Source organism: Candidatus Pelagibacter sp., assembly GCF_052049935.1.
Lineage (GTDB): Bacteria > Pseudomonadota > Alphaproteobacteria > Pelagibacterales > Pelagibacteraceae > Pelagibacter.
Genome location: NZ_JBNGZA010000001.1, coordinates 46,633 through 67,907, shown reverse-complemented (window position 1 = coordinate 67,907; position 21,275 = coordinate 46,633). Strand labels below are relative to the sequence as shown.

The window sequence follows — 21,275 nt, the reverse complement described above, 5'->3', positions numbered from 1 at the left end:
TCACAAATGAATGAAAAATTAAAAATTACATTAAAGGGATCTGTTAATATTTTACCTTTACTAATTCCTGTTGTTCCTTTTGGAATAATTCTTGGTGCAATCGGAATGGAATTGGGCTTTAGTGTTTTAGAAACTTTTGCAACTTCATTTATTATCTTTGGAGGAGCGTCTCAAATAGTTTTTTTGCAATTACTGTCTGGTGGAGCTTCCCAAATTATTGCTGTTTCATCTGCATTTGTTGTTAATTCAAGACATTTTTTATACGGCGCGACTTTTAGCGAGTATTTAAACAAACTTCCTATGGGATGGAAAATTATCTTGTCTTACCTGTTAACCGACCAAGCATTTGCTGTATCAAATACTTATTTTAGAGCTAATGAAAATAATCGTTTAAAACATTATTATCTTCTAGGATCTGGCTTTACACTTTGGTCTATCTGGCAAATTTCAACTTTATTAGGAATTTTTTTAGGATCCATAGTTCCAGATGAGTTAGGTTTAGCCTATACAATCCCACTAACATTTATTGCATTACTCGTAAATTATTTTAGAAAAATTGATCATCTTATTGTTATTTTGGTCTCAGGAATTTTATCTCTAGTATTATTTAATGCACCTTTAAAATCTTACATTATCTTATCTAGTCTTACTGCATTATTTGTTGGTTTCTTAATTATTAAATTTAAAAAAGGAAATAATTCATGATTTGGGCAGGAATGATTGCTGCAGGAATTTTAAATTTTTTATCAAAATTTTTATCTTTAAATTATTTTGATGCGAGCAAAATGAATCCTATAGTTAGGCAGATTTTAGCATATGTGCCTTCAGCTATATTTCCTGCAATTATATTTCCAGCAATTTTTTTAAATGAAACTGGGAGTTTTGATTTAGAAAATAACCCTAAGATATATGCATCAATAGTTGCTGTTATTATAGGAGTTTTAAGCAAAAATATTATTGCGACAATAATTTCAGGTTTAGCTGCTTACTGGATAATTATATTTGTCTAACATGAAATATCTATTTATGTTAATTTTGAGCATATCGTTATCTTCTTGCTCATTTATATATCAACAAGATGAAGTAAAAGATGTTGATCCTAAAAATTTGAATACTTCAATACCCAAATTTAAAGAAATAGACTTTCCTTTTGTTCATGAATTTGAAGAGGGCAATGGTTTCGAATTTTTAGGTGCAGCATTAATTGATGCAAACAATGATGGTATAGAAGAAGTTTTTATAGCTGGTGGGCAAGGACAAGATATTCTTTTTCAATTCAAAGATAATGAGTTTATCGTTGTTAATAATCAAGATTTTTTGAGTTCCGAAGTAAGTTATGGAGTTTTGAGCATTGATTATAATAATGATGGAAAATCAGATATTATAATTTGTAGAAATGATGGTGTTTACCTTTATTTGAATAAAGGAAACTTTAGATTTGAAGAAAAAAGACTCAATTTTGATTTAGGAAAAGATGTTACAGCAATTGCAGTTACAGCTGCTGATTTGAATAATGACAATCACTATGATTTTTATTTTTCAACTTTCATAAATTCATCAAAATTTAAAAAAGCAACATTTAACGAGGTAGCTCATGGAAAACCAAATAAACTTTTTGTTTCCAACTTTGATAAAAATAAACTTACATTCATAGATATAACCAATGAAAGTGGAACAGCGGTAAATCAAAATACTTTTTTGTCATCATTTGTTGATTATGATAATGATGGCGATTTAGACATTGTAGCAGCTTTGAATACTGGACGTCCTACTGTTTTTAGAAATGATAATAAGAATAAATTTACTGAACTACCTCATTTGTCTGATTACGGCTTCTGGATGGGCCTTGCTATTTGCGATTTTAATTCTGATGGTTTTCAAGATATTTTCATGTCTAACGCAGGAAACACTATTCCAAAAAGATTTGTTAGGGGAGATTTGTTAGATAACCAAAAAGTTGATGTTGAATGGTTGCTGTCTGAGTACAACAAGAAAACAAAAAAATTCATTAATACTTCAAAGGAAAAAGGTTTAAATTCTTTAGAATTTGCCTGGGGAGCAGCTTGTGGTGACATAAACAGAGATTCAACAAATGACTTGATAGTCATGGAAAACTATAGAGGTTGGTTTGTGCATAAATGGAGTAAGGCTCCAGGAAGATTATTATTAAACCATGACAATAAGTTTTCTTCAGTCACATCGATTGCCAATGTTGAAAATTTCAATTTTGGTTTAATCCCACTAATTTCAGATTTTAATAATGATGGTTATTACGATATGGTCTATGTCAATATATTGTCAGAAACAAGAGCTTTCATTAACAAAGGTCCTGTTACAAAACCAGATTTTGTAAAAATAATTTTCCCTGAAACAGCAAAATTTGTAGGGGCAAAAGTTAGCGCTAAATCAGATAAAGATAGAAATTTTTATTTCCAAATAACAAATGGGCAAGGTTTTATGTCGGATCAAACCAATTCTTGGATTATAGGTTTGGATGAAAATGAAAAAATTGAACACATTGTGATTGATCTTATTAACGGAAATAGAACTGAAATTAAAAAGATACCTAAAAATCAAACAATAAAAATTAATAACTAACTTTTTTAAATAGGAGAATATAATTCAGCCAGAAAAAATTTCTGACTTATTTATAAAATTCTTGAAAAAAACAAACTAAACTTTATAAAAGGTTCATGAAAAAAATTTTTCTGATAACTTTTTGTTTTTTTGTTTTTAACAGCAGTTCAATATCAAAAGAAACAACTTTTAAAAAAGAATTATTTGATAAAGCTCAAGCTGATGGCAAAGTTGTAATAGTTAGTTCTTGGATTAATTATTGCACATCTTGTGCTAGTCAAATGAAAGTTTTAGATAAAGCTAAAAATGATTTTGATAATATTGAATATTTTAAATTTGATGTAACCAATAAAGAAATTGCTCAAATGTTTGATGTACAATATCAAACAACACTTCTAATTTTTAAAAATAATGAAGAAGTCCATAGATCTATTGGTCAAACTAATAAAGATAAGATTTATTCAATTATTGAATCTGTATTATAATCTAAGACTTAAAAGCCAAAAAGATCCTAAGATTAAACAAGTTCCTGAGAACTTTCCAATTAGAGATAAATCTTTCTTAAAAAAATTTTCTTTAATATAGTTCACTATATGAGCGTATATTAAGTCAGAAATTAAACCTAGGGTGCAGAAAATTATTCCTAATATTATTACTTGATTAAAAGTATCTTGATTAAAATCTAAAAATACTGGAATGATACTTGCCATCATAACCAGCATTTTTGGATTAGACCAAAGTACTAAAAACCCATGTAAATAAAAATTTTTATTATTTTTATTCTCTAATTTAATATTTAAATTTTTTGAATCTCTTATCATTACAAAACCCATATAAAACAAAAAGAGGATTCCAATCCATTGCACAAAATTTAAAAATGTTTGAAAATTTTTACTTAATAAATCAAACCCAAATGCATAAATAATAAACATCGATGCCGCACCACTTACAGTTCCTATAACAGTTTTAACTCCAGCACCTAAATTATACCTTAAAGTATTAGCAACAATGACAGATACCGATGGACCAGGAACAATCATGAATAGTATTACTGTGAATATGAATGAAATGTATGTAGTCATTTTAGTTATTGATTTTAAAGACCCAAACCTTTGTCTTTCCAATTTTTTAATCCACCAATTAAATGATAACAATTAGAAAGATTATAAGATTTTGAAATCTGAACTGCCAGAGTTGATCTATGGCCATGAGCACAATAAAAAAGTATTTTTTTATTTATCAAATCTTTTTTATTTTCCTCTAAGTATTCATTAATTTTATTCATAGGAATAATTTTGCTATCTTTAATTATTCCATTTTTATCAATTTCACATTGTTCTCTTAAATCAATTAATAAAGATTTTTCATTTTCTTTTATTTGATTGAATTTTTCAGGCTCAATCCCATTGTTTACTTTTTGTTTATTGAAATCTATTCCTAGTTTCAAATTACTGGGAACAGCTATGTCCATCATTTGTGGATCTGGAAGATTAAGGTTATTCATTATCTCCACATATTCATCAACAGATTTAACTTGTAATCTTGGATTAAAATTTTTCTCTTCTCCAATAGTAGTTACAGTCTCTCCTTTATAATCATGCGCAGGATAAACCAATGTATTTTCATGAAGTTTAAGTAATTTATTGAATATGGAATTATAAGAGTCTTTTGGATTTCCATTTTGAAAATCTGTTCTACCTGTGCCTTTTATTAGTAAAGTATCACCAGTAAAAACTCTATCTTTCATAAGATAACTAAAACTTTCAGAAGTATGACCAGGAGTGTAGATAGCTTGTAAATCAAAGCCATCACAAGGTATTTTATCTTCATCGCTCACACGCATTGCAACTACATCAGCTGGAGTTTGATCTCCCATAATAGTTACACAGTTTGTTTTATCTCGAAGTTCAGCTATACCGGAAATATGATCTGCATGAATATGTGTATCGATTACTTTTACTAACTTCAGATCAAGATTAGTTAAAATACTTAAATATTGTTGAACATTTTCCAAAACAGGATCAATTATAACTGCTTCTCTCCCTTTTCCTGATGCTATCAAATAAGTATATGTGCTTGATTTTAAATCAAACATTTGCCTAAAAATCATAATGTTAATTTATCATATGTGAATCTTCTTAAAAGCAATTATATAAAAGTTATGAACACGTCTAATATTGATTGGAATTGTAAACACACTTGGAAAACAAGCGCTAAGAATACTGCTTGGTGTGTACTAGGATGCGCAGTAGGTGATTTTGGAACAATATTATTTTTTCAACTTTCACAAATTCCTTTTCCAGTTTTAGGGATAATGGTTTTAGCAATAATAAATGGATTAATTACAAGTATAATATTAGAGACAATAATTTTAATGCTGCAAAACTTTAGTCTATCTAATGCACTTAAAACAGCAGCGGGTATGAGTTTAATTTCTATGATTAGTATGGAAGTAGCAATGAATTTGACTGACTACATTTTAACAGGCGGCGCTATGTTAACTTGGTGGGTTGTTCCAATAATGTTGATTGTTGGGTTTTTAACTCCATGGCCATATAATTATTGGAGATTAAAAAAGTATGGAATAGCTTGTCATTAATTAAATCTTCTAATTATATTTTTTAAATAATAAAATAAAGACAAAGCTCTTAAAATCATAAACAAGCAAAGTGAAATCCAAACCCCCGTATTGGAATAATATTTTGTTAATACAATTGAAATCAACAAATAAAAAAATACAGAAAACATCATAGCATTTCTCAATTCTTGAGTTTGAGATGCGCCGATAAAAATACCGTCAAATTGGTAACAGAAAGATGCAATAAAGGGTAAAATGATTAACCAAACTACAAATGATGAACTTAATTTTTTTACTTCATCAATGTCAGACATCAAGTTAATTGCAAAATCGTTAAATAGAAAATAGATAATTGAAATTACAAATCCAGTAATAGAACTTAAAATAAATGAGTTTTTTAAAATTTTTTTAAATAAAGATAAATTATTTTTCCCAAGAGAATAACCCACCATCCCTTCGGTTGAAAAAGCGTAAGCATCTAGAATAAATGCTGATAAAAAAACTAGATTAATCAAAATTGTATTGGAAGCAACATATTCTTCCCCAATATTTGTGCCTAAAAATGTAAACCACAAAAAAGAAAAAGTAAGAAGGATTGTTCTTATGAAGATATTAAAATTGATATTAAAAATATTCTTTAATTTTGAAATATTAAATATTTCATCAAAATTAAGGGCTAGTCTTGTAATTTTTCCTAAGTAAATAAAAGTGTAAATTAAAAAAATTGTAGATGTGATTAAAGCTGAAAACAATGTTCCGTAAGCAACACCTTTGATATTTAGTTCGTATTTTGTAACTAAAATTATACTCAAAAAAATATTTAGAATTGAAAAAAAACCAACAGCGATACTTGAGATTTTAGTTTTTTGTAGTCCAACAAATAAACCTGTTATTATATAAAGTGTTAACTCTCCTGGTGCTGAATAAATTCTTATATTAAAATATTCTTTATAAAGCTCTTGAGTTACATCAGATAATTCAAATACTCTGAGACTTATATAAAGAATATAATTTTGAATAATTATTAAAAAGATAGAAATTATTAAAACAAATAATAAATTTCTTGAAACAATATTAGTGATCTCATCAAAATCTTCTTTACCATTTGCTTGTGAAACCATTCCTACAGTTCCCATTCTTAAAAAACCAAAACTCCAAAATATCATTGAAAATAAATTAGTTGCAACTGATGTAGCTGATAGATATGATAAATTTCCTAAGTTTCCCATTAATGCAGTATCAATGATACCAACCATAGGAATTGCTAAATTTGCAAAAAAAATTGGAATAGAGAGTTTTAAAATGTAACTAATTGATGGTTCTTGCATTAAGAAATGTGTTTCAAAATTTCTTTTGCAGGTTTAGTTTTTGAAATCCATTCTTTAGGAATACCTTTAATTCCTTTTAAAGCTGCAAAATAAGCTCCAACAAAGTTTGCTCTAGAACAATTACATCCACCAGCTTTTATAGTTTTATTAATTGCACTTTTAAAATTAGTAGAAGTAATGATAGCATGAATTGATCCATTAAATGTACCAGGATAACTACAAGCTTTACCAAATTTTTTTACAACAATAGTATGTGGTTTATTTTTATCTTTCTTAACTTTTTTAATATTTTCTATCACATCCTTAAAATAGGTATTGTTTTTATATTTTTTTAAAAATGAATTTACTGGATCTTTGTATTTTTGATCAGCAAAGTTGATTATTTCTAATTTTGCTAAAGCAAATTGTTCGCTTAACTTCTTATTCGCAACAGTTTTAATAATTGATTTGCTTTTACTGAGAGATTGATTTTGAAGATAATAAGGTAATGTTGCACAATAACCATCTGACTCGTTCACTTTTTTACCACCAGTTATTCTCTTTTTTGATTTAATATTTTGAATTGTTTCCATTATATTTTGATGGATCCAAGGACCTTTAACTGGTTTTGTCCACTTAATTTTTTTATATTTTTTTCTAAATTTTAAATTTTTCCAATAATTTGAGCCTGGACCAAAGTTTCTAATTATATTTTTTTTAAAATCATCAATTAATGTTTTCTTATCTTTATTGCCTTTAAGAGTTTTGAACATTACTTGCCCAACATCATTATATCCAGATACTTCCCCAGTATTTATTGAATAAAAAGGACACTTGTTGGTTTTTAAGAACGCTATCTCTTTTTTATTTTTTAAATAAGATTTTAATTTCTTTTCATCATATACCCAATGTAACGGTCTAGCAGCTGCATCAGCAACTGTTGCACCTAAAAAAATATGAAGTTTTTTTAACATTAGTTAGTAATACTTTATTTAAATTAAAATAAAATTAATTTAAATTAAATTATGCCTCAGCTTAAAAATTGGGATAATAAAACATGGCTTTCTTCAAAAGAATACATTGATAGTTTTGTTAAATTTTTAATAAAAAATAAAAAACTTAATAAAGATTCAAATATTTTAGATATAGGTTGTGGCAGAGGTAAGATTTTAGGAAAAATAAAAACTAAAGCAAAATTAAGAAATAAACCAATTGGAATTGATCCTGTTAATCATAAAGATAAAGATAAAAATATTATCTTTAAAAAGATCGATACTTTCAAATTTTTATCAATTAATAAAAGAAAATTTGATCTAATAATTATAAAACAAACAATTCATTTTTTTCCATTAAAAGATATCTCAAGATTAATAAAATATTGCAAAAATACATTGAATGATAATGGAAAACTTATGATTTTTTCTATTAATGAAAAACAAACCCAAATCCCAACTTTTTCAAAAATGGAGAAAAGATTAATCCAATCTTTAAAAAAAGACTTAGTTATAAAGAAAAAAATATTAAGAAATTATAAAAATACAAAAATTAAAATTTTTAATTTTAAAGTAAAAATTAATCGAAGCTCATATTTGGATATGATTAAACAAAAATATATCTCAGTTCTTCTTGATTTTAAGAAAGAAGAATTAGAAAAAGGAATGAATGAGATTAATTTTAATTATCCTAAAACGTTAAGATTTATAGACTCACTCAATTGCTTGATAATTAATAAGGTTAAGTAATTTTTCTTAAGATATTTTCTTTAAAAATAATTTTATGAATAATTACAGCGAATATGTGTAAAGAAATTAAAGCTATTAATGTGTAATTTGCATATATATGAACTTCATAAAATATTTCAGCAAGTTCAAAGTTACTTTGAATTTTAATTTTATTTATGAAAATATCTAATTTTTCACCTCCCAAAAGTTTTTTTAAAGCTCCTGAAATTGTAATTGTGAAAATTGTTAAATATAAAAAAATGTGATTTAATTTTGCAATTAATTTTTGACCTGGAAAAAGACTGCTATTTAATGAAGGAGTTGGATTAAAAATTTTATAAATTAATCTTAAAATTGTAATATAAAATATTAAAATTCCACCTATAACGTGATAATTTTCTACAGTAATTCTATCTTCTCCAAAATCTAAACCAACCAAATAAAAGCCAGCAGGAATTTGTAAAAATAATAAAATTGCTGTTATCCAATGAAATGATTTTGAAATAACACCGTATTCCGATATAGTATTAAATATCTTCATATGAAATTAAAACATATTAAATTACTTTTTAAAAATATTTTGTTGTTTAGTTTTTTAATAACTTTAACTGTTCCAGCATATTCTGATTTATCTGTTGAGGAAATCATTAAAGGAAGAAAAGCAATTTTTAGTAAAAATTATAACACAGCAAAAAGAGTACAATCTCTTGTATCTAATGGTGATTTTGATGAGGCCAAAGAATTAATGAAAGAGATGAGTGAAAATTATAAAAGTTTATTAGAATATTTTCCAGAGAATACAAAAGAAGGTTTTAAAACAGAGTCACTTCCTGCCATATGGGAAAACAAAGATGAGTTTAACGCTCTGATGACTAAATCTTCAAACGATATGATTGAATTAGCATCTATCATTGAAACCACTGATGACATCAGAGGTTCAATCGGCAAACTTATGTGGGCCAATTGTAAATCTTGTCATACGAAGTTTAGAGCCTCACATTAAAAAATTATTTTAAATAAAAATTATATAGTTAAGTTATTGAAATAGAATTATTTTATAATGAGAGATGATTTGAGAAAAAAATTACTGATTGAGATGCGACCAATTGTGATCGCATTGATATTTATTTTTATTTTAGTTCCGCTGTGTAATAGCGTACTAAGTTAAATGGATAAAATACAATCTCACGCAAAATTAGTTATTGTTGGTGGTGGAATTATGGGTGTGAGCCTTCTTTACCATCTAACAAAAGAAGGATGGAGTGACGTTGTACTAATTGAAAAAAGTGAGCTTACATCTGGTTCCACTTGGCATGCTGCAGGACAATGCCCTCATATGTTAACAAGTTTAAATCTTGCAAAAATACATTTACATTCAACTAACCTTTATAAATCTTTAGAAAAAGAAACTGAACAACCAACTGGTTTTCATGAGACAGGAAGTTTAAGACTTGCTTACACTAAAGAAGATCTTGAATGGTTTGATTATACAAAAGGACTCTTGGATGTGGTAGGTTCACCTTGTTCAATAATTTCTACTGAAGAAATACATAAATATCATCCATTTATAAAACTAGATGGAATAAAAGGAGCATTCCTAACACCAGAGGATGGTTACACAGATCCAACGAGCACAACAAATGCATTAGCAAAAGGCGCAAGAAATGGTGGAGCAAAAATTTATAGGAAAAATAGAGTAACTGATATTGAACAGTTACCTTCTGGAGAATGGAAAGTTATTACTGAAAAGGGTGATATAGTTTGTGAACATGTTGTGAATGCTGCAGGAAGTTTTTGTCCTGAAGTTGCTCAAATGGTTGGTTTAAAAAATGTTCCAAGTATCAATATGGTGCATCAATATTTAGTAACAGACTCTCATCCTGAGATAGAAAAACTTGATTATGAATTACCAGTGGTTAGAGACCCAGACTCTTCATCTTACTTAAGGCAAGAAGGAAAAGGATTATTAATTGGACCTTATGAAAAAGATGTAGCTGCATGGGCACTTGATGGAATGGATTGGAAGTTTGATATGGAACTATTAGAGCCAGATTTAGATCGAATTGCTGATCATTTAGAAAGGGGTATGGATAGAATTCCTCAATTTAAAGATGTTGGAATAAAAAAAATAATTTGTGGCCCCATAACTCATACACCTGATGATAATTTTCTAGCGGGTCCAGCACCAGGACTTAAAAACTTTTGGATGTTTTGTGCAGCAAGTATTGGAATTGCACATGGAGGTGGAGCTGGAAAATATATGGCTCAATGGATCGTGCATGGAGACTCAGAAATTAATATGATGGAATTTGAACCACGTAGATATATGAGCTGGGTAGATAAAGAATATTCAGTTGAAAAATCTAAAGAACAATACAGAAGAATGTATGTAACACCTTTACCTCATGATGTTGTTGAAATTGGAAGACCAATGAAAACAACTTCTATATATGAAAAATTAAAAGATAAAGGTGCGGAGTATTTTGATTTATATGGCTGGGAAAAACCAGCTTGGTTTAATAAAGATAAAGTAAAGGAAGAGCTTAGTTATAAAAGAAATAACATAGAATCTTATATTAAAAAAGAATGTGAAGAAGTTCATAACAATGTAGGGTTAATTGATCTCTCAACTTTTTCTAAATATGAAATCACTGGTGAAGATAGTTATAAATTTCTAGATAGACTATGTGTTAACAGAATTCCTAAAAAAGATGGCAGCATTGTTTTAACTCATATTTTGAATGACATTGGTAGAATTCAAAGTGAATTAACAATCACCAAATTAAAAGACAATCATTATTATGCATTATCAGCAGCTGTTTCAGAAATAAGAGACTTAGATTGGTTAAATCACAATAAATTAAAAGATGAAAGAGTTGAGATTAAGAACGTTACATTAGATAGAGGTGTGATTGGAATTATTGGGCCAAATTCTAGAAAAGTACTTCAAAAAATAACTGATACTGATTTAGGTAATGAAAATTTCCCATGGTTAAAATCTAAAGAGATAAAAGTAAAAGATATTTCAGTTGTTGCATTAAGAGTAAATTATATGGGTGAACTTGGATGGGAACTTCATCATTCAATGAATGATATGGCAAAATTATACGACCTTTTATGTGAAGCCGGTGAAGAATTTAATATTATAGATTTTGGAGCACATGCAATGAACTCATTAAGAATGGAAAAAGGTTATAGAGGGTGGGGAACTGAACTGACACCAGAAATAAGTGTTGTTGAAGCAGGCCTAGATAGATTTTTTAATTTAGAAAAAAAAGATACATTTATTGGATCAGCTGTTGTGAAAAAACTAAATTCTGAAGGTGGAAAAATCAAATTAGTTTATATGGAAGTTTTTGCAAAAAATGCTGATGCGCATGGAAATGAACCTATATATTTTAATGAACAGATTGTCGGATTAACAACATCTGGAGGCTTCGGTTACAGAGTTAATAAGAGCTTAGCTTTTGGTTACGTTGATACAAAATTAGCTGAAATTGGAAATGAATTTTTAATTGATATCCAAGGTGAAAAAATAAAAGCAGTAGTAATAGATGAGCCTGCTTTTGATAGTAATAATGATCGATTAAAATCATAAAATCATAAAATCATGATCCCCAAATCAGTTTCTGAACATTTAGAAGAATATATTTGCCAAGAAGTTTATGTTCAAATAGCAGTTATCAAAGGTAAAGAAAAAATAACAACAAAATCTGCAATTAATAAGTATTTTAGTTCAAATCACTTCAGAGATTTATCTGAAGGAAGACCTTATGATCATTTTATTAATGGTTTAAAAGATAAATGTTTAGGAAAGTTATTAAATTCTCCAATGAGAAATACTAAAACAGATGATGAGGTAATCAAAGAATTACAAAATAAATTGAATACACTTAAAGAAGATGAGCTTAATGATACTTTTTGGGAAATAGAAACTGGAGAATATTTATCAGGAGCACAAGTAAAAGAATTGGAAAATCAAAGAGATGAGATGATAAAAAAATTAGATTTATTAAAAGATCAAAAAAAATCTGATGAAGTTTATGAAACGATAATTAATTTTTGTAGAAAATACGAGGAGCTTTGCAAGATTAAATATCCTGAGGCACCTTTACCTTTAGAAATTACTAAAACTTTAAATTAAGTTTTAGAGGTTCGCCCTTTAGCTAACTTACCAAAGGGCTCCTCTACGTTGCCTCTGTGGCTTTTAAATCCGATTGGATTTTAAGTTTTTTTGGTTGCTTAATTAAGCTTTGGATCAGCTAAGTATCAGGTGGTGTTTTGTTTTTCATTCTCTACCTCCTTAATATTAAGCTTATAAAAACAATAAAGATTTATCAATTTATATATTTTCATTTGAGGCAAATATATTAATTGAATACAACCAATTGATTTAGTAGTATCTCGATATCAAAAACAACTCCCCTCTTAAGTGAATCAAATTTAAATTTTTTTGTTTCAATTAATTTTTTTTTAATCAAAATAAACTCATGATTAAATATATAAATGGATTAATAAATCTGGTCGTAAGTTTAGTTGTATCAACAATAATTATTTACGCTTTAAATATTATTGCTGGCTTTGCAGGTGCTGATTATAATTTTACACATGGTGAGGCTTTTATTGTTTGGATATTAATGGCTATTCTTATCAACAATTGTCTTAGAAAATAATTTTTAAATGAAAAAATTGTCACTTAAGGCAAAGTGTTTGTGTGGAAACATAAGCTTTAAGACCACAGGATATCATAGAGATGTTCAAAACTGCCATTGTATTCAATGTTTAAAAACTCATGGAAATTTTGCAGCCTATACTAAAGTTGAGGAGAAAGAGTTAAAGTTTTTAAATAAAAAAACGTTGAAGTGGTTTAAATCTTCTAAAAGAGCAAAGAGAGGATTTTGCAATAATTGTGGAGCAAGTATTTTTTTCAAAGTTGTGGGAACTAATCAAATCTGTATATCTGCTGGTATTTTTAATAAACCTACAAAACTGAAAACATCTATGAATATTTTTATGAAAGGAAAATCGGATTATTATAAAATTACTGACAAACTCCCAAAATATAAAAAGTATCCTTAAAGATTTGATTTAATTGCATCTGAGCAATTAATTGTGTTGCTATCTCCACCTAAATCTTTTGTTCTGTTACTTTTTTCAGATATAGTTTTTTCAATTGCAGCAACTATTGAATTAGCCGCTTCTTTCTCTCCTAGATACTCTAACATCATAGCTCCAGACCAAATTTGACCAACTGGATTTGCTATTCCTTGTCCTGCGATATCAGGCGCTGATCCATGAACAGGTTCAAATAACGATGGGAATTTATTTTCAGGATTGATATTTCCTGACGGAGCTATACCTATAGTTCCAGTACATGCGGGTCCAAGATCAGATAAAATATCACCAAATAAATTTGAAGCCACAACAACGTCAAACCATTCCGGATTTAAAACAAATCTTGCAACCAAAATATCAATATGAAACTGATCAGTTTCTATATCAGGATAAAGTTTTTTATTTTCATTAAATATTTCATCCCAAAATGGCATTGTAATTGAAATACCATTTGATTTTGTTGCATTTGTTAATTTTTTTCTTTTTCTGGTTTTAGCTAATTCAAAAGCAAATTTTTGAACTCTATTTACCCCATGTCTAGACATAATAGTTTCTTGAATAGCTATTTCTCTATCACTATTCTTAAACATTCTTCCACCAACTGATGAGTATTCACCTTCAGTATTTTCTCTAACAATTAACATATCAATGTCACCAGGTTTTTTATTAGCTAATGGAGGATTAATTCCTGGAAATAATTTTACAGGTCTTAGATTTATATACTGATCAAACTCTCTTCTAAACTGAAGTAATGATCCCCATAAAGAAATATGATCTGGAACTCTATCTGGCATTCCAACAGCCCCAAAAAATATAGCATCATGTTTACTTAATTTTTGTTTCCAATCATCTGGAAGCATTTTTCCATGCTTTTCATAATAATCACATGATGCAAAATCATACTCTTCTAAATTTATTTTAAATTGATGTTTTTGTGCTGTTTCATTTAGAATTTTAATTCCTTCTGGAAGAACTTCTTTTCCAATTCCATCTCCAGCGATACATGCAATGTTATATTCTTTCATGATAGCAATATATAAAATTAATAGTTGAAATATTCAATTAATAATAAGAAAATTATAAAAATGAGTAATCTAAATAAAACAGACGATGTTATCTTTAATTTTTTTAAACAAATTTGTGATGAAAAAGATGATGAAAAGTGTGTAAAGCTTGGAAAAGATTGGATTACAGCTATGGAAACAAATTTAGATAATATGGAATTACAGTTAGAAGAAGCTGATAAAATAAAACACAAAGAAGATATTAAAAATAATAGAGATCATTTAAATAGTTTAAAAAATAAATCATCTTCCGAGTGGAGAGAATATGCTACACAATGTATGATAGAAATAATGGAAAATAAAAGAACATGAGTAATCAAGAAAAAGTTTTTATAATGATATGTATTTCATTGATAATATTCACTCTATATTATCTTATTGAAAAACATTTAATTTAATCTATAATATATTTAAGGGGTGTCGTAAAAGACTGAGATTAAACCCTTAGAACCTGTCCGGTAATTCAGAAAGGGAAAAATGGAAAATTATTTATTAAGTCAATCAAATTCACTTTTAGTAGTCATATCAATCAGTTTAATCTTTAGCTTCTTAGGAATATTTTATTCTAAGCAATTTAAAGGTTTATCTAATTATTTAACTGCAAATAGAAATATAGAGTCTTTCTCTTTAACTTTAAGTTTGGTTGCTTCTGCCTTAGGAGCCTGGATTTTATTCGGCCCAGCTTCTGCAGCTACTTGGGGTGGAATGGGTGCTGTAATTGGTTATGCACTTGGAACAGCATTTCCAATGATTGCTTTTATATTTCTTGGAAAAAAAATTAGAAAAGACTTTAAAAAAGGATCAACTTTAATCGAATTTGTTAGAAAAAAATTTGGTAAGAGTTTATTCAAATTAGTTTTATTAATGAGCATTTTTTATATGTTCATATTTCTTTGTGCAGAACTTACTGCAGTTGCTTTTTTGATAAATTATATCTCAGGAACTGAATTATGGATCACGTCTTTGATAATCATTATATCAACATTAGTTTACACACTTTATGGAGGCTTAAGAGCTTCAATTTTTACTGATAATATTCAAATGATAGTAATATTTATTTTATTAATTGTTTCATTTAATTACATATTAAATTTTAATGCTGATCAATTTTCTCTAGCATTCATAAAAGAAAAAAGCCCCCATTTAGTTAGTGCAAATTATATTCCAAGTTATACAGCTGGATTGACTTTTTTTATTGCAGTTGCGGCTACAAACTTGTTTCATCAAGGAAATTGGCAAAGAGTATATGCTGCAAAAAATTATGAAACTTTGAAAAAAAGTCTTTTAGTTTCCTTTTTTATTATAGTTCCAATTGTCTTTTTTATGGGGTTTTCAGGTCTGGTTGCTATTTCAATTAACTCAAAAATTATTCCAGATTTAGGATTTTTTACACTCTTATTAAATGAAAATACAAAATACATTTCTTTATTAATAATAATTTTAGCATTAGCTTTAACTATTTCTACAGTTGATACTTTAATTAATGCCATTTCAAGTTTAATAGTAGTTGATGGTAAAGCTACTTTTAATTTAGATAAAAAAACTGATTATTTAAAATTATCAAAATATATAATTATTGGACTATCTATAATTGCTTTTTATGTGGCTTCTAAAGGATTTAGTATTTTATATTTATTTTTATTAGCAGATTTGTTTTGTTGTGCTTTTGTAATTACAATTTTTTACAGTTTTTATAACAAAAAATTAAATGAAAAGTTTGCTTATAGAGCAATTATAATAGGTTTAATTGGAGGATTTTTATTATTTCCATCCCCAGATTTTTCAAAAAGTTTGTTAGTTGGGACAATGATACAAAAAGATCTTTTTAGTCCATTTATATCTCAATCTTTATTATTTTTATCATTTGTAATCGCAACTTTCTTACCTGCTATTTATTTAAAAATTAAAAAAAATTGATTAATTAAAATAATCACTTAAAAATATCAGTTCATGAATAACTATAATTGGAACTTTCCTACAACCATGTGGGTTGGAGAAAATAGAATTAAAGATTTAAATAACGCATGTAAAGACTTAAATATTAAGAAACCACTGTTAGTTACAGATAAAGGTTTGAGTAATTCTGAGATTATAAAAAATTCATTAAATAATTTAAAAGATCTAGGTACTGAAGTTGAGTTGTATTCAAATGTCGTAGGAAATCCAACTGGAAGTAATGTTTATGAAGGAGTTAAAGTTTATAAAAAAAATAATTGTGATGGTGTGATTGCTTTCGGAGGAGGTAGTGGATTAGATGTTGGTAAAGCAATTGCATTCATGTCTGGACAGAATTTGTCTCTTTGGGATTTTGAAGATGTGGGAGATAACTGGAAAAAAGCAAACTCAGACAATATTCCACCCATTATTGCAGTACCAACAACAGCTGGAACTGGTTCAGAAACTGGAAGAGCATCAGTTATTCTTAATGAGGATACAGGTGTTAAAAAAATAATTTTTCATCCTAAATTTTTACCTTCAATTGTAATTTTAGATCCAATTTTAACAGTGAACTTACCAGCAAATATTACTGCAGCAACTGGTATGGATGCTTTGGCACATAACCTTGAAGCATATTGTGCACATGGTTTTCATCCAATGGCAGATGGAATTGCTTTGGAAGGAATAAGATTAATAAAAGAATGGTTGATAAAAGCTGTTGAAGATGGATCAAATATTGAAGCGAGAACGAATATGTTAACAGCTGCAAGCATGGGATCAACTGCTTTTCAAAAAGGATTAGGTGCAATTCACTCTCTTAGTCATCCAGTAAATGGTTTAAATAATATTCATCATGGATTATCCAATGCAATATTTATGCCTTATGTCTTAACATTTAATAAAGATGCTATTGAAAAAAAAATAATTAAAATATGTGAATATATAAATCTGGATAACAAATCTTTTGATGGTTTTATTCAATGGACAATAGATTTAAGAAAAAAACTTAATATTCCACATAAATTATCAGATGTGATTTCTGAAAAAGATTTAGAAATAGATAAGTTATCTAAACTCGCATTAGAAGACCCTTCAACTGGGGGTAACCCAAAAAAATTAACTTTTGATGACATGAAAATAATGTACAAATACAGTATGTCTGGAAAACTATTTAATTGAAATTCCTAGTTTAAATTAACTAAAATTTAATTGTATAAATTTTTTTAGCAATTATATATTCAACGATGTCAGAAGTTGAAATTTCAATAAAAGATTTATCTAAAACTTATGATAATGGTTTTAATGCACTTAAAACCATTAACCTTGAAATTAAAAAAGGTGAAATTTTTGCAATGCTCGGACCCAATGGGGCAGGCAAAACAACATTAATCAGTATCATTTGTGGAATTGTTAAGCCTTCAGGAGGAAAAGTTGATGTTGATGGTTTTGATATAATTGACGATTATAGAGAAACGAGATCAAGAATAGGACTTGTGCCCCAAGAATTGACACTGGAGTCTTTTGAAACAGTTTTTAATAATGTTTCATATTCAAGAGGATTATATGGAAAAAAACCAAATCCAGAACATATTGAAAAAATTCTAAAACAATTAAGTCTCTGGGATAAAAAAGATCAAAGGCTAAGACAATTATCGGGGGGAATGAAAAGAAGAGTACTTATTGCAAAAGCTCTTTCACATGAGCCTTCTATTTTATTTTTAGATGAACCTACTGCAGGAGTTGATGTGGAATTAAGGCAAGATATGTGGAAAGTTGTTGAAGACTTAAGAAAGACAGGTGTAACTATTATTTTAACAACTCATTACATAGAGGAAGCTGAAGCAATAGCTGATAGAGTAGGTGTTATCAATCAAGGAGAGGTTATTGTTGTTGACCAGACAAAAGAGCTATTAAAAAAGATGGGTCACAAAAAACTTACTGTAGAACTTCAAGAAAAAGTAAATGAGATACCAAAGGTTTTAGATCAATACAACCTTTCACTTGTTAATGACAGCATGGCTTTAGATTACACATATAATGTACAAGCTAAACAAACAGGGATAACTACCTTATTGCAAGATATTAAGGATGCTGGATTAAAGTTAAAAGATTTAAAGACTGAGCAAAGCACATTAGAAAAAATATTTGTAAGTTTAGTTAAGGAAAAAAATGAAAATTAATTTTTACGCACTTAAAGCAATTTATCTTCATGAAATGGATAGATTTAGAAGGACATTAATGCAATCAATATTGTCTCCAGTTTTATCAACCTCTCTTTACTTTATTGTTTTTGGTTCAGTAATTGGAGGATATGTCAAAGATATTGATGGCGTAAGTTATGGATCTTATATTGTTCCAGGTTTATTGATGTTAACTTTATTAACTCAATCAATAAGTAACACTTCTTTTGGTATTTTTTTTCCTAAGTTTAATGGAACTATTTATGAAATTTTAGCTGCTCCAATTTCAACTTTCGAAATTGTTTTAGCTTTTGTTGGTGCTGGAGCTACAAAAACTTTGATTGTAGGTTTAATAATATTCATCACTTCAACTTTTTTTGTTGATGTTGAAGTACAATATCCATTACTTATGATATTTTTACTCCTTCTTGTAGCGTTTACGTTTGCATTGTTTGGTTTTTTAATTGGATTAATGAGCTCAAACTTTGAGCAAATGTCTATTATTCCAACACTAGTAATAACACCTATGGTTTTTTTAGGCGGAAGTCTTTACTCTTTAGACATGTTACCTCCATTTTGGCAAATGGTAACCTATTTTAATCCAGTAGTTTATTTAATTAATGGTTTAAGATTTTCATTTTATGGAGTATCAGATTTCAATATATGGATAAGCGTAATATCAATGGTAGTTTTTTTATTAGTTTGTGTAAGTGTTGTCAGCATTCTTTTAAAAAAAGGTTATAATATTAAAAATTAATATTAATGATTTTAGAAATTAAATCTGATCCTGCAGAATTAAAAGGTGTAAGGAAAAATATCGAAATTTTTTGTAAAGAAAATGTAAATAAAATAGATAGTTTTGAAGTTAAACTAGCTGTAGACGAAGCATTACAGAATATTATACGACATGCGTATAACTTTGATAAAACAAAAAAAATTATAATTAATTTAGAAAAAATCTCTGATAATAGTTTGAAAGTTGAGTTAAGAGATTTTGGAGCGAGAGTTTCAACTAATAAAATTAAACCAAGAGAGCTTGACGATATCAAACCAGGTGGCTTAGGTATACATTTTATAAAAAGTATAGCAAAAAAAATGAGTTACGAACACAAAGATGATGGTGGCACATCTTTAACTTTAATATTTTAATTATTCTTCTTTTAGCAGTTTTGGTTCAGCACACTTATAAAACTGATTAGATCCTCTTAAAGATTTTTGTAGCATTGCTAATTCTTTTGTGTTTTTAGCCCAAGTTACATTAGTTTCGTATCCTGAAACAACACCATTAGATGAGAAAGAGCTTGGTGTTTGTCTCTTCATTTTAAAATTAATTTTAGTTTTAGCTTTATTGATATTTGTTAATATCACTTGCTTTCGCTTAAATGAATAAACCCAAGTTGTTGTATTTTTTTTATTTTGACAACTTAATTCGTAAATATTTGCATTAGAACTTTGTGGAAAAATAGATATAATACTAAGCAAGATGATTAAATTTAGAAAAAACTTTAAAAACATAAAAACTTTTTTTATTGCATTTTTTGCGTTTATAGCTGCTAATTATTTTTACAATAATATAATTACAAAGTCTACTGCAAGTGGCATCAAATTTAGAGATGTAAATGTGGAAGTCACAGGAGAAATGAATTTAAGTTTAATTTGTGAAGGAGAAAATAATCCTAATCCATCAAGCAAAAATAGAGGTTTAGGCGAGACTACAAAAAACAATTGTAAAGGAACTGGAATTTTTAAAGCAATTTTGCCTCAACAAAGATTTGTTCAAAGTCCAAAATAATTAATTAATCAACTAATTTTTTTAACTTTAAACCTTCCAAACATTTTTCCATTGTAAACATTCCATCTTTAGCAGATGTTTGTAATGTGGATTGGATTTGTTCAGTTTTACCTTCTCTAATTAAATTTCTTATTGCCGGAGTACCTGTCATAACTTCATGACAACCAATTCTTCCTCCACCTTTTTTTTTAAGTAACTGTTGGGACATAACTAATCTGATTGAACCTGCTAACATTGTTTGGGCTTGTTCTTTTTGCGCAGGAGGAAATACATCTAATATTCTTGTTATCGTTGAAGATGCGCTACTTGCATGAAGAGTACCAAACACAAGGTGACCAGTTTCAGCTGCTGTAAGCGCTAAAGAAATTGTTTCTAAGTCTCTCATTTCCCCTACCAAAATTACATCAGGGTCTTGTCTTAATGCTGATTTTAATGCTTTTGCAAAACTTCCAGTGTCTTTTCCAACTTCTCTTTGAGAAATAATACTTTTTTTTGCTGGATGAACAAATTCTATTGGGTCTTCTATAGTTATAATATTTTCAGCTCTATGAGAATTTATTTGATCTATCATCGCCGCAAGTGATGTTGATTTTCCTGATCCAGTTTGACCTGTTACTAAAACCAAACCTGTCTTATGTGTAATAGATTCGTGTGCAGCTGGAGGAAGACCAAGTTTTTCAATATTTGGTATTTCACTAATAATTTTTCTTAAAACCATGCTTGGACCGTAAGAAGAATAATATCCATTAGCCCTAAATCTTTGACCATCTACTACAACTGCAAAGTCTAAATCTCCATTTGATATAAGATAGTCATATTGTGCTTTGTCTAAAGATTGTTTCCAAAAAGACTCAATATCCTGTCTCGATATGACATCATTACTGAATACTTTAATTTCACCATTTTCTCTAATAGCAAATGGTTGATTCGATCTTATATGAATATCTGATAAATCATACTCTTTTGGATATGTTTTTAATTTATCTTGAAGACTCATAATCGA

The 21,275-nt window shown here is 28.1% G+C and carries 26 protein-coding genes; 18 read left to right on the top strand and 8 right to left on the bottom strand.

Annotated features, from left to right (window positions below):
• Positions 1-6 precede the first annotated feature (6 nt).
• The 4 genes from ACTT90_RS00265 to ACTT90_RS00250 all read left to right on the top strand — a co-directional run bounded on the left by ACTT90_RS00265 (position 7) and on the right by ACTT90_RS00250 (position 3,062).
• The gene (locus tag ACTT90_RS00265; RefSeq protein WP_440936907.1) at positions 7-705 is read left to right on the top strand and encodes an AzlC family ABC transporter permease; all 699 of its coding nucleotides are present in this window, start codon (positions 7-9) and stop codon (positions 703-705) included.
• Positions 702-1,010: an AzlD domain-containing protein gene (locus ACTT90_RS00260; protein WP_440936906.1), complete on the top strand. Its 309-nt coding sequence runs from the start codon at positions 702-704 to the stop codon at positions 1,008-1,010. Before ACTT90_RS00265 ends, ACTT90_RS00260 begins: the two co-directional genes overlap by 4 nt.
• A gap of 1 nt (position 1,011) precedes the next feature.
• A complete protein-coding gene (locus ACTT90_RS00255; RefSeq protein ID WP_440936905.1) occupies positions 1,012-2,598 on the top strand; it encodes a CRTAC1 family protein in 1,587 nt (528 codons plus the stop codon).
• A 95-nt stretch (positions 2,599-2,693) separates the two neighbouring features.
• On the top strand, positions 2,694-3,062 hold the full coding sequence (locus ACTT90_RS00250) for a thioredoxin family protein (RefSeq protein ID WP_440936904.1): 369 nt from the start codon (positions 2,694-2,696) through the stop codon (positions 3,060-3,062).
• Here the strand turns inward: ACTT90_RS00250 and ACTT90_RS00245 are convergent.
• Both ACTT90_RS00245 and ACTT90_RS00240 read right to left on the bottom strand, forming a co-directional pair.
• Positions 3,057-3,659: a LysE family translocator gene (locus tag ACTT90_RS00245; RefSeq protein ID WP_440936903.1), complete on the bottom strand. Its 603-nt coding sequence runs from the start codon at positions 3,657-3,659 to the stop codon at positions 3,057-3,059. The genes ACTT90_RS00250 and ACTT90_RS00245 overlap by 6 nt on opposite strands.
• Before the next feature lie 14 nt (positions 3,660-3,673).
• Positions 3,674-4,687 (bottom strand): MBL fold metallo-hydrolase, encoded by a 1,014-nt coding sequence (locus ACTT90_RS00240; RefSeq protein WP_440936902.1) that lies wholly within the window; start codon positions 4,685-4,687, stop codon positions 3,674-3,676.
• A gap of 51 nt (positions 4,688-4,738) precedes the next feature.
• Here ACTT90_RS00240 and ACTT90_RS00235 point away from each other — a divergent pair, with 51 nt between their 5' ends.
• Complete coding sequence (locus tag ACTT90_RS00235) at positions 4,739-5,176, top strand: DUF4396 domain-containing protein (protein ID WP_440932257.1); 438 nt, start codon at positions 4,739-4,741, stop codon at positions 5,174-5,176.
• On the opposite strand, the gene ACTT90_RS00230 is transcribed toward ACTT90_RS00235, so the two are convergent.
• Both ACTT90_RS00230 and ACTT90_RS00225 read right to left on the bottom strand, forming a co-directional pair.
• Positions 5,173-6,483 carry an MATE family efflux transporter gene (locus tag ACTT90_RS00230; protein ID WP_440936901.1) on the bottom strand — a complete coding sequence of 437 codons (1,311 nt, stop codon included), beginning with the start codon at positions 6,481-6,483 and terminating at the stop codon, positions 5,173-5,175. The genes ACTT90_RS00235 and ACTT90_RS00230 overlap by 4 nt on opposite strands.
• Positions 6,483-7,436, bottom strand: coding sequence for an ADP-ribosylglycohydrolase family protein (locus tag ACTT90_RS00225; RefSeq protein WP_440932255.1), 954 nt, complete (start codon positions 7,434-7,436; stop codon positions 6,483-6,485). The genes ACTT90_RS00230 and ACTT90_RS00225 overlap by 1 nt, the downstream gene beginning before the upstream one ends.
• 51 nt (positions 7,437-7,487) lie before the next feature.
• Here ACTT90_RS00225 and ACTT90_RS00220 point away from each other — a divergent pair, with 51 nt between their 5' ends.
• Positions 7,488-8,204 (top strand): methyltransferase domain-containing protein, encoded by a 717-nt coding sequence (locus ACTT90_RS00220; protein WP_440936900.1) that lies wholly within the window; start codon positions 7,488-7,490, stop codon positions 8,202-8,204.
• Here ACTT90_RS00220 and ACTT90_RS00215 read toward each other — a convergent pair.
• Entirely contained in the window at positions 8,197-8,724 is a 528-nt protein-coding gene (locus tag ACTT90_RS00215; RefSeq protein ID WP_440936899.1) for a cytochrome b, read from the bottom strand. The two genes, ACTT90_RS00220 and ACTT90_RS00215, sit on opposite strands and share 8 nt — an antisense overlap.
• On the opposite strand from ACTT90_RS00215, the gene ACTT90_RS00210 reads away from it, so the two are divergent.
• From ACTT90_RS00210 to ACTT90_RS00190, 5 genes are all read left to right on the top strand, one after another.
• Positions 8,725-9,186 (top strand): cytochrome c, encoded by a 462-nt coding sequence (locus ACTT90_RS00210; protein ID WP_440932252.1) that lies wholly within the window; start codon positions 8,725-8,727, stop codon positions 9,184-9,186.
• 165 nt (positions 9,187-9,351) lie between these two features.
• A complete protein-coding gene (locus ACTT90_RS00205) occupies positions 9,352-11,781 on the top strand; it encodes an FAD-dependent oxidoreductase (RefSeq protein WP_440936898.1) in 2,430 nt (809 codons plus the stop codon).
• A gap of 12 nt (positions 11,782-11,793) precedes the next feature.
• Positions 11,794-12,327 (top strand): hypothetical protein, encoded by a 534-nt coding sequence (locus tag ACTT90_RS00200; RefSeq protein ID WP_440936897.1) that lies wholly within the window; start codon positions 11,794-11,796, stop codon positions 12,325-12,327.
• Positions 12,328-12,673: 346 nt separating this feature from the next.
• Positions 12,674-12,856 (top strand): hypothetical protein, encoded by a 183-nt coding sequence (locus ACTT90_RS00195; RefSeq protein WP_440936896.1) that lies wholly within the window; start codon positions 12,674-12,676, stop codon positions 12,854-12,856.
• Between the two features lie 7 nt (positions 12,857-12,863).
• Positions 12,864-13,262: a GFA family protein gene (locus ACTT90_RS00190; protein WP_440936895.1), complete on the top strand. Its 399-nt coding sequence runs from the start codon at positions 12,864-12,866 to the stop codon at positions 13,260-13,262.
• On the opposite strand, the gene ACTT90_RS00185 is transcribed toward ACTT90_RS00190, so the two are convergent.
• Positions 13,259-14,323: a tartrate dehydrogenase gene (locus tag ACTT90_RS00185; RefSeq protein ID WP_440936894.1), complete on the bottom strand. Its 1,065-nt coding sequence runs from the start codon at positions 14,321-14,323 to the stop codon at positions 13,259-13,261. The genes ACTT90_RS00190 and ACTT90_RS00185 overlap by 4 nt on opposite strands.
• 60 nt (positions 14,324-14,383) lie before the next feature.
• Here ACTT90_RS00185 and ACTT90_RS00180 point away from each other — a divergent pair, with 60 nt between their 5' ends.
• The 6 genes from ACTT90_RS00180 to ACTT90_RS00155 all read left to right on the top strand — a co-directional run bounded on the left by ACTT90_RS00180 (position 14,384) and on the right by ACTT90_RS00155 (position 19,629).
• On the top strand, positions 14,384-14,674 hold the full coding sequence (locus tag ACTT90_RS00180) for a hypothetical protein (RefSeq protein WP_440930568.1): 291 nt from the start codon (positions 14,384-14,386) through the stop codon (positions 14,672-14,674).
• Between the two features lie 165 nt (positions 14,675-14,839).
• Complete coding sequence (locus ACTT90_RS00175; protein WP_440936893.1) at positions 14,840-16,279, top strand: sodium:solute symporter family transporter; 1,440 nt, start codon at positions 14,840-14,842, stop codon at positions 16,277-16,279.
• A 33-nt stretch (positions 16,280-16,312) separates the two neighbouring features.
• A complete protein-coding gene (locus ACTT90_RS00170; RefSeq protein WP_440936892.1) occupies positions 16,313-17,479 on the top strand; it encodes an iron-containing alcohol dehydrogenase in 1,167 nt (388 codons plus the stop codon).
• A 65-nt stretch (positions 17,480-17,544) separates the two neighbouring features.
• Positions 17,545-18,480, top strand: coding sequence for an ABC transporter ATP-binding protein (locus tag ACTT90_RS00165; RefSeq protein WP_440936891.1), 936 nt, complete (start codon positions 17,545-17,547; stop codon positions 18,478-18,480).
• Entirely contained in the window at positions 18,470-19,237 is a 768-nt protein-coding gene (locus ACTT90_RS00160; protein ID WP_440936890.1) for an ABC transporter permease, read from the top strand. The genes ACTT90_RS00165 and ACTT90_RS00160 overlap by 11 nt, the downstream gene beginning before the upstream one ends.
• 5 nt (positions 19,238-19,242) lie before the next feature.
• Complete coding sequence (locus tag ACTT90_RS00155) at positions 19,243-19,629, top strand: ATP-binding protein (RefSeq protein ID WP_440936889.1); 387 nt, start codon at positions 19,243-19,245, stop codon at positions 19,627-19,629.
• On the opposite strand, the gene ACTT90_RS00150 is transcribed toward ACTT90_RS00155, so the two are convergent.
• On the bottom strand, positions 19,630-19,962 hold the full coding sequence (locus ACTT90_RS00150) for a hypothetical protein (RefSeq protein ID WP_440936888.1): 333 nt from the start codon (positions 19,960-19,962) through the stop codon (positions 19,630-19,632).
• A gap of 1 nt (position 19,963) precedes the next feature.
• Between ACTT90_RS00150 and ACTT90_RS00145 the strand changes: the two genes are divergently transcribed.
• Positions 19,964-20,272, top strand: coding sequence for a hypothetical protein (locus ACTT90_RS00145; protein ID WP_440936887.1), 309 nt, complete (start codon positions 19,964-19,966; stop codon positions 20,270-20,272).
• 4 nt (positions 20,273-20,276) lie between these two features.
• Here ACTT90_RS00145 and ACTT90_RS00140 read toward each other — a convergent pair whose 3' ends face one another.
• Positions 20,277-21,269: a type IV pilus twitching motility protein PilT gene (locus ACTT90_RS00140; RefSeq protein ID WP_440936886.1), complete on the bottom strand. Its 993-nt coding sequence runs from the start codon at positions 21,267-21,269 to the stop codon at positions 20,277-20,279.
• Positions 21,270-21,275 lie beyond the last annotated feature (6 nt).

Bases quoted from the DNA above. Each gene is read 5' to 3' on its own strand.
- ACTT90_RS00265 (WP_440936907.1), top strand. From the start codon at position 7: ATGAATGAAAAATTAAAAATTACATTAAAGGGATCTGTTAATATTTTA.
- ACTT90_RS00260 (WP_440936906.1), top strand. From the start codon at position 702: ATGATTTGGGCAGGAATGATTGCTGCAGGAATTTTAAATTTTTTATCA.
- ACTT90_RS00255 (WP_440936905.1), top strand. From the start codon at position 1,012: ATGAAATATCTATTTATGTTAATTTTGAGCATATCGTTATCTTCTTGC.
- ACTT90_RS00250 (WP_440936904.1), top strand. From the start codon at position 2,694: ATGAAAAAAATTTTTCTGATAACTTTTTGTTTTTTTGTTTTTAACAGC.
- ACTT90_RS00245 (WP_440936903.1), bottom strand. From the start codon at position 3,659: ATGACTACATACATTTCATTCATATTCACAGTAATACTATTCATGATT.
- ACTT90_RS00240 (WP_440936902.1), bottom strand. From the start codon at position 4,687: ATGATTTTTAGGCAAATGTTTGATTTAAAATCAAGCACATATACTTAT.
- ACTT90_RS00235 (WP_440932257.1), top strand. From the start codon at position 4,739: ATGAACACGTCTAATATTGATTGGAATTGTAAACACACTTGGAAAACA.
- ACTT90_RS00230 (WP_440936901.1), bottom strand. From the start codon at position 6,483: ATGCAAGAACCATCAATTAGTTACATTTTAAAACTCTCTATTCCAATT.
- ACTT90_RS00225 (WP_440932255.1), bottom strand. From the start codon at position 7,436: ATGTTAAAAAAACTTCATATTTTTTTAGGTGCAACAGTTGCTGATGCA.
- ACTT90_RS00220 (WP_440936900.1), top strand. From the start codon at position 7,488: ATGCCTCAGCTTAAAAATTGGGATAATAAAACATGGCTTTCTTCAAAA.
- ACTT90_RS00215 (WP_440936899.1), bottom strand. From the start codon at position 8,724: ATGAAGATATTTAATACTATATCGGAATACGGTGTTATTTCAAAATCA.
- ACTT90_RS00210 (WP_440932252.1), top strand. From the start codon at position 8,725: ATGAAATTAAAACATATTAAATTACTTTTTAAAAATATTTTGTTGTTT.
- ACTT90_RS00205 (WP_440936898.1), top strand. From the start codon at position 9,352: ATGGATAAAATACAATCTCACGCAAAATTAGTTATTGTTGGTGGTGGA.
- ACTT90_RS00200 (WP_440936897.1), top strand. From the start codon at position 11,794: ATGATCCCCAAATCAGTTTCTGAACATTTAGAAGAATATATTTGCCAA.
- ACTT90_RS00195 (WP_440936896.1), top strand. From the start codon at position 12,674: ATGATTAAATATATAAATGGATTAATAAATCTGGTCGTAAGTTTAGTT.
- ACTT90_RS00190 (WP_440936895.1), top strand. From the start codon at position 12,864: ATGAAAAAATTGTCACTTAAGGCAAAGTGTTTGTGTGGAAACATAAGC.
- ACTT90_RS00185 (WP_440936894.1), bottom strand. From the start codon at position 14,323: ATGAAAGAATATAACATTGCATGTATCGCTGGAGATGGAATTGGAAAA.
- ACTT90_RS00180 (WP_440930568.1), top strand. From the start codon at position 14,384: ATGAGTAATCTAAATAAAACAGACGATGTTATCTTTAATTTTTTTAAA.
- ACTT90_RS00175 (WP_440936893.1), top strand. From the start codon at position 14,840: ATGGAAAATTATTTATTAAGTCAATCAAATTCACTTTTAGTAGTCATA.
- ACTT90_RS00170 (WP_440936892.1), top strand. From the start codon at position 16,313: ATGAATAACTATAATTGGAACTTTCCTACAACCATGTGGGTTGGAGAA.
- ACTT90_RS00165 (WP_440936891.1), top strand. From the start codon at position 17,545: ATGTCAGAAGTTGAAATTTCAATAAAAGATTTATCTAAAACTTATGAT.
- ACTT90_RS00160 (WP_440936890.1), top strand. From the start codon at position 18,470: ATGAAAATTAATTTTTACGCACTTAAAGCAATTTATCTTCATGAAATG.
- ACTT90_RS00155 (WP_440936889.1), top strand. From the start codon at position 19,243: ATGATTTTAGAAATTAAATCTGATCCTGCAGAATTAAAAGGTGTAAGG.
- ACTT90_RS00145 (WP_440936887.1), top strand. From the start codon at position 19,964: ATGATTAAATTTAGAAAAAACTTTAAAAACATAAAAACTTTTTTTATT.
- ACTT90_RS00140 (WP_440936886.1), bottom strand. From the start codon at position 21,269: ATGAGTCTTCAAGATAAATTAAAAACATATCCAAAAGAGTATGATTTA.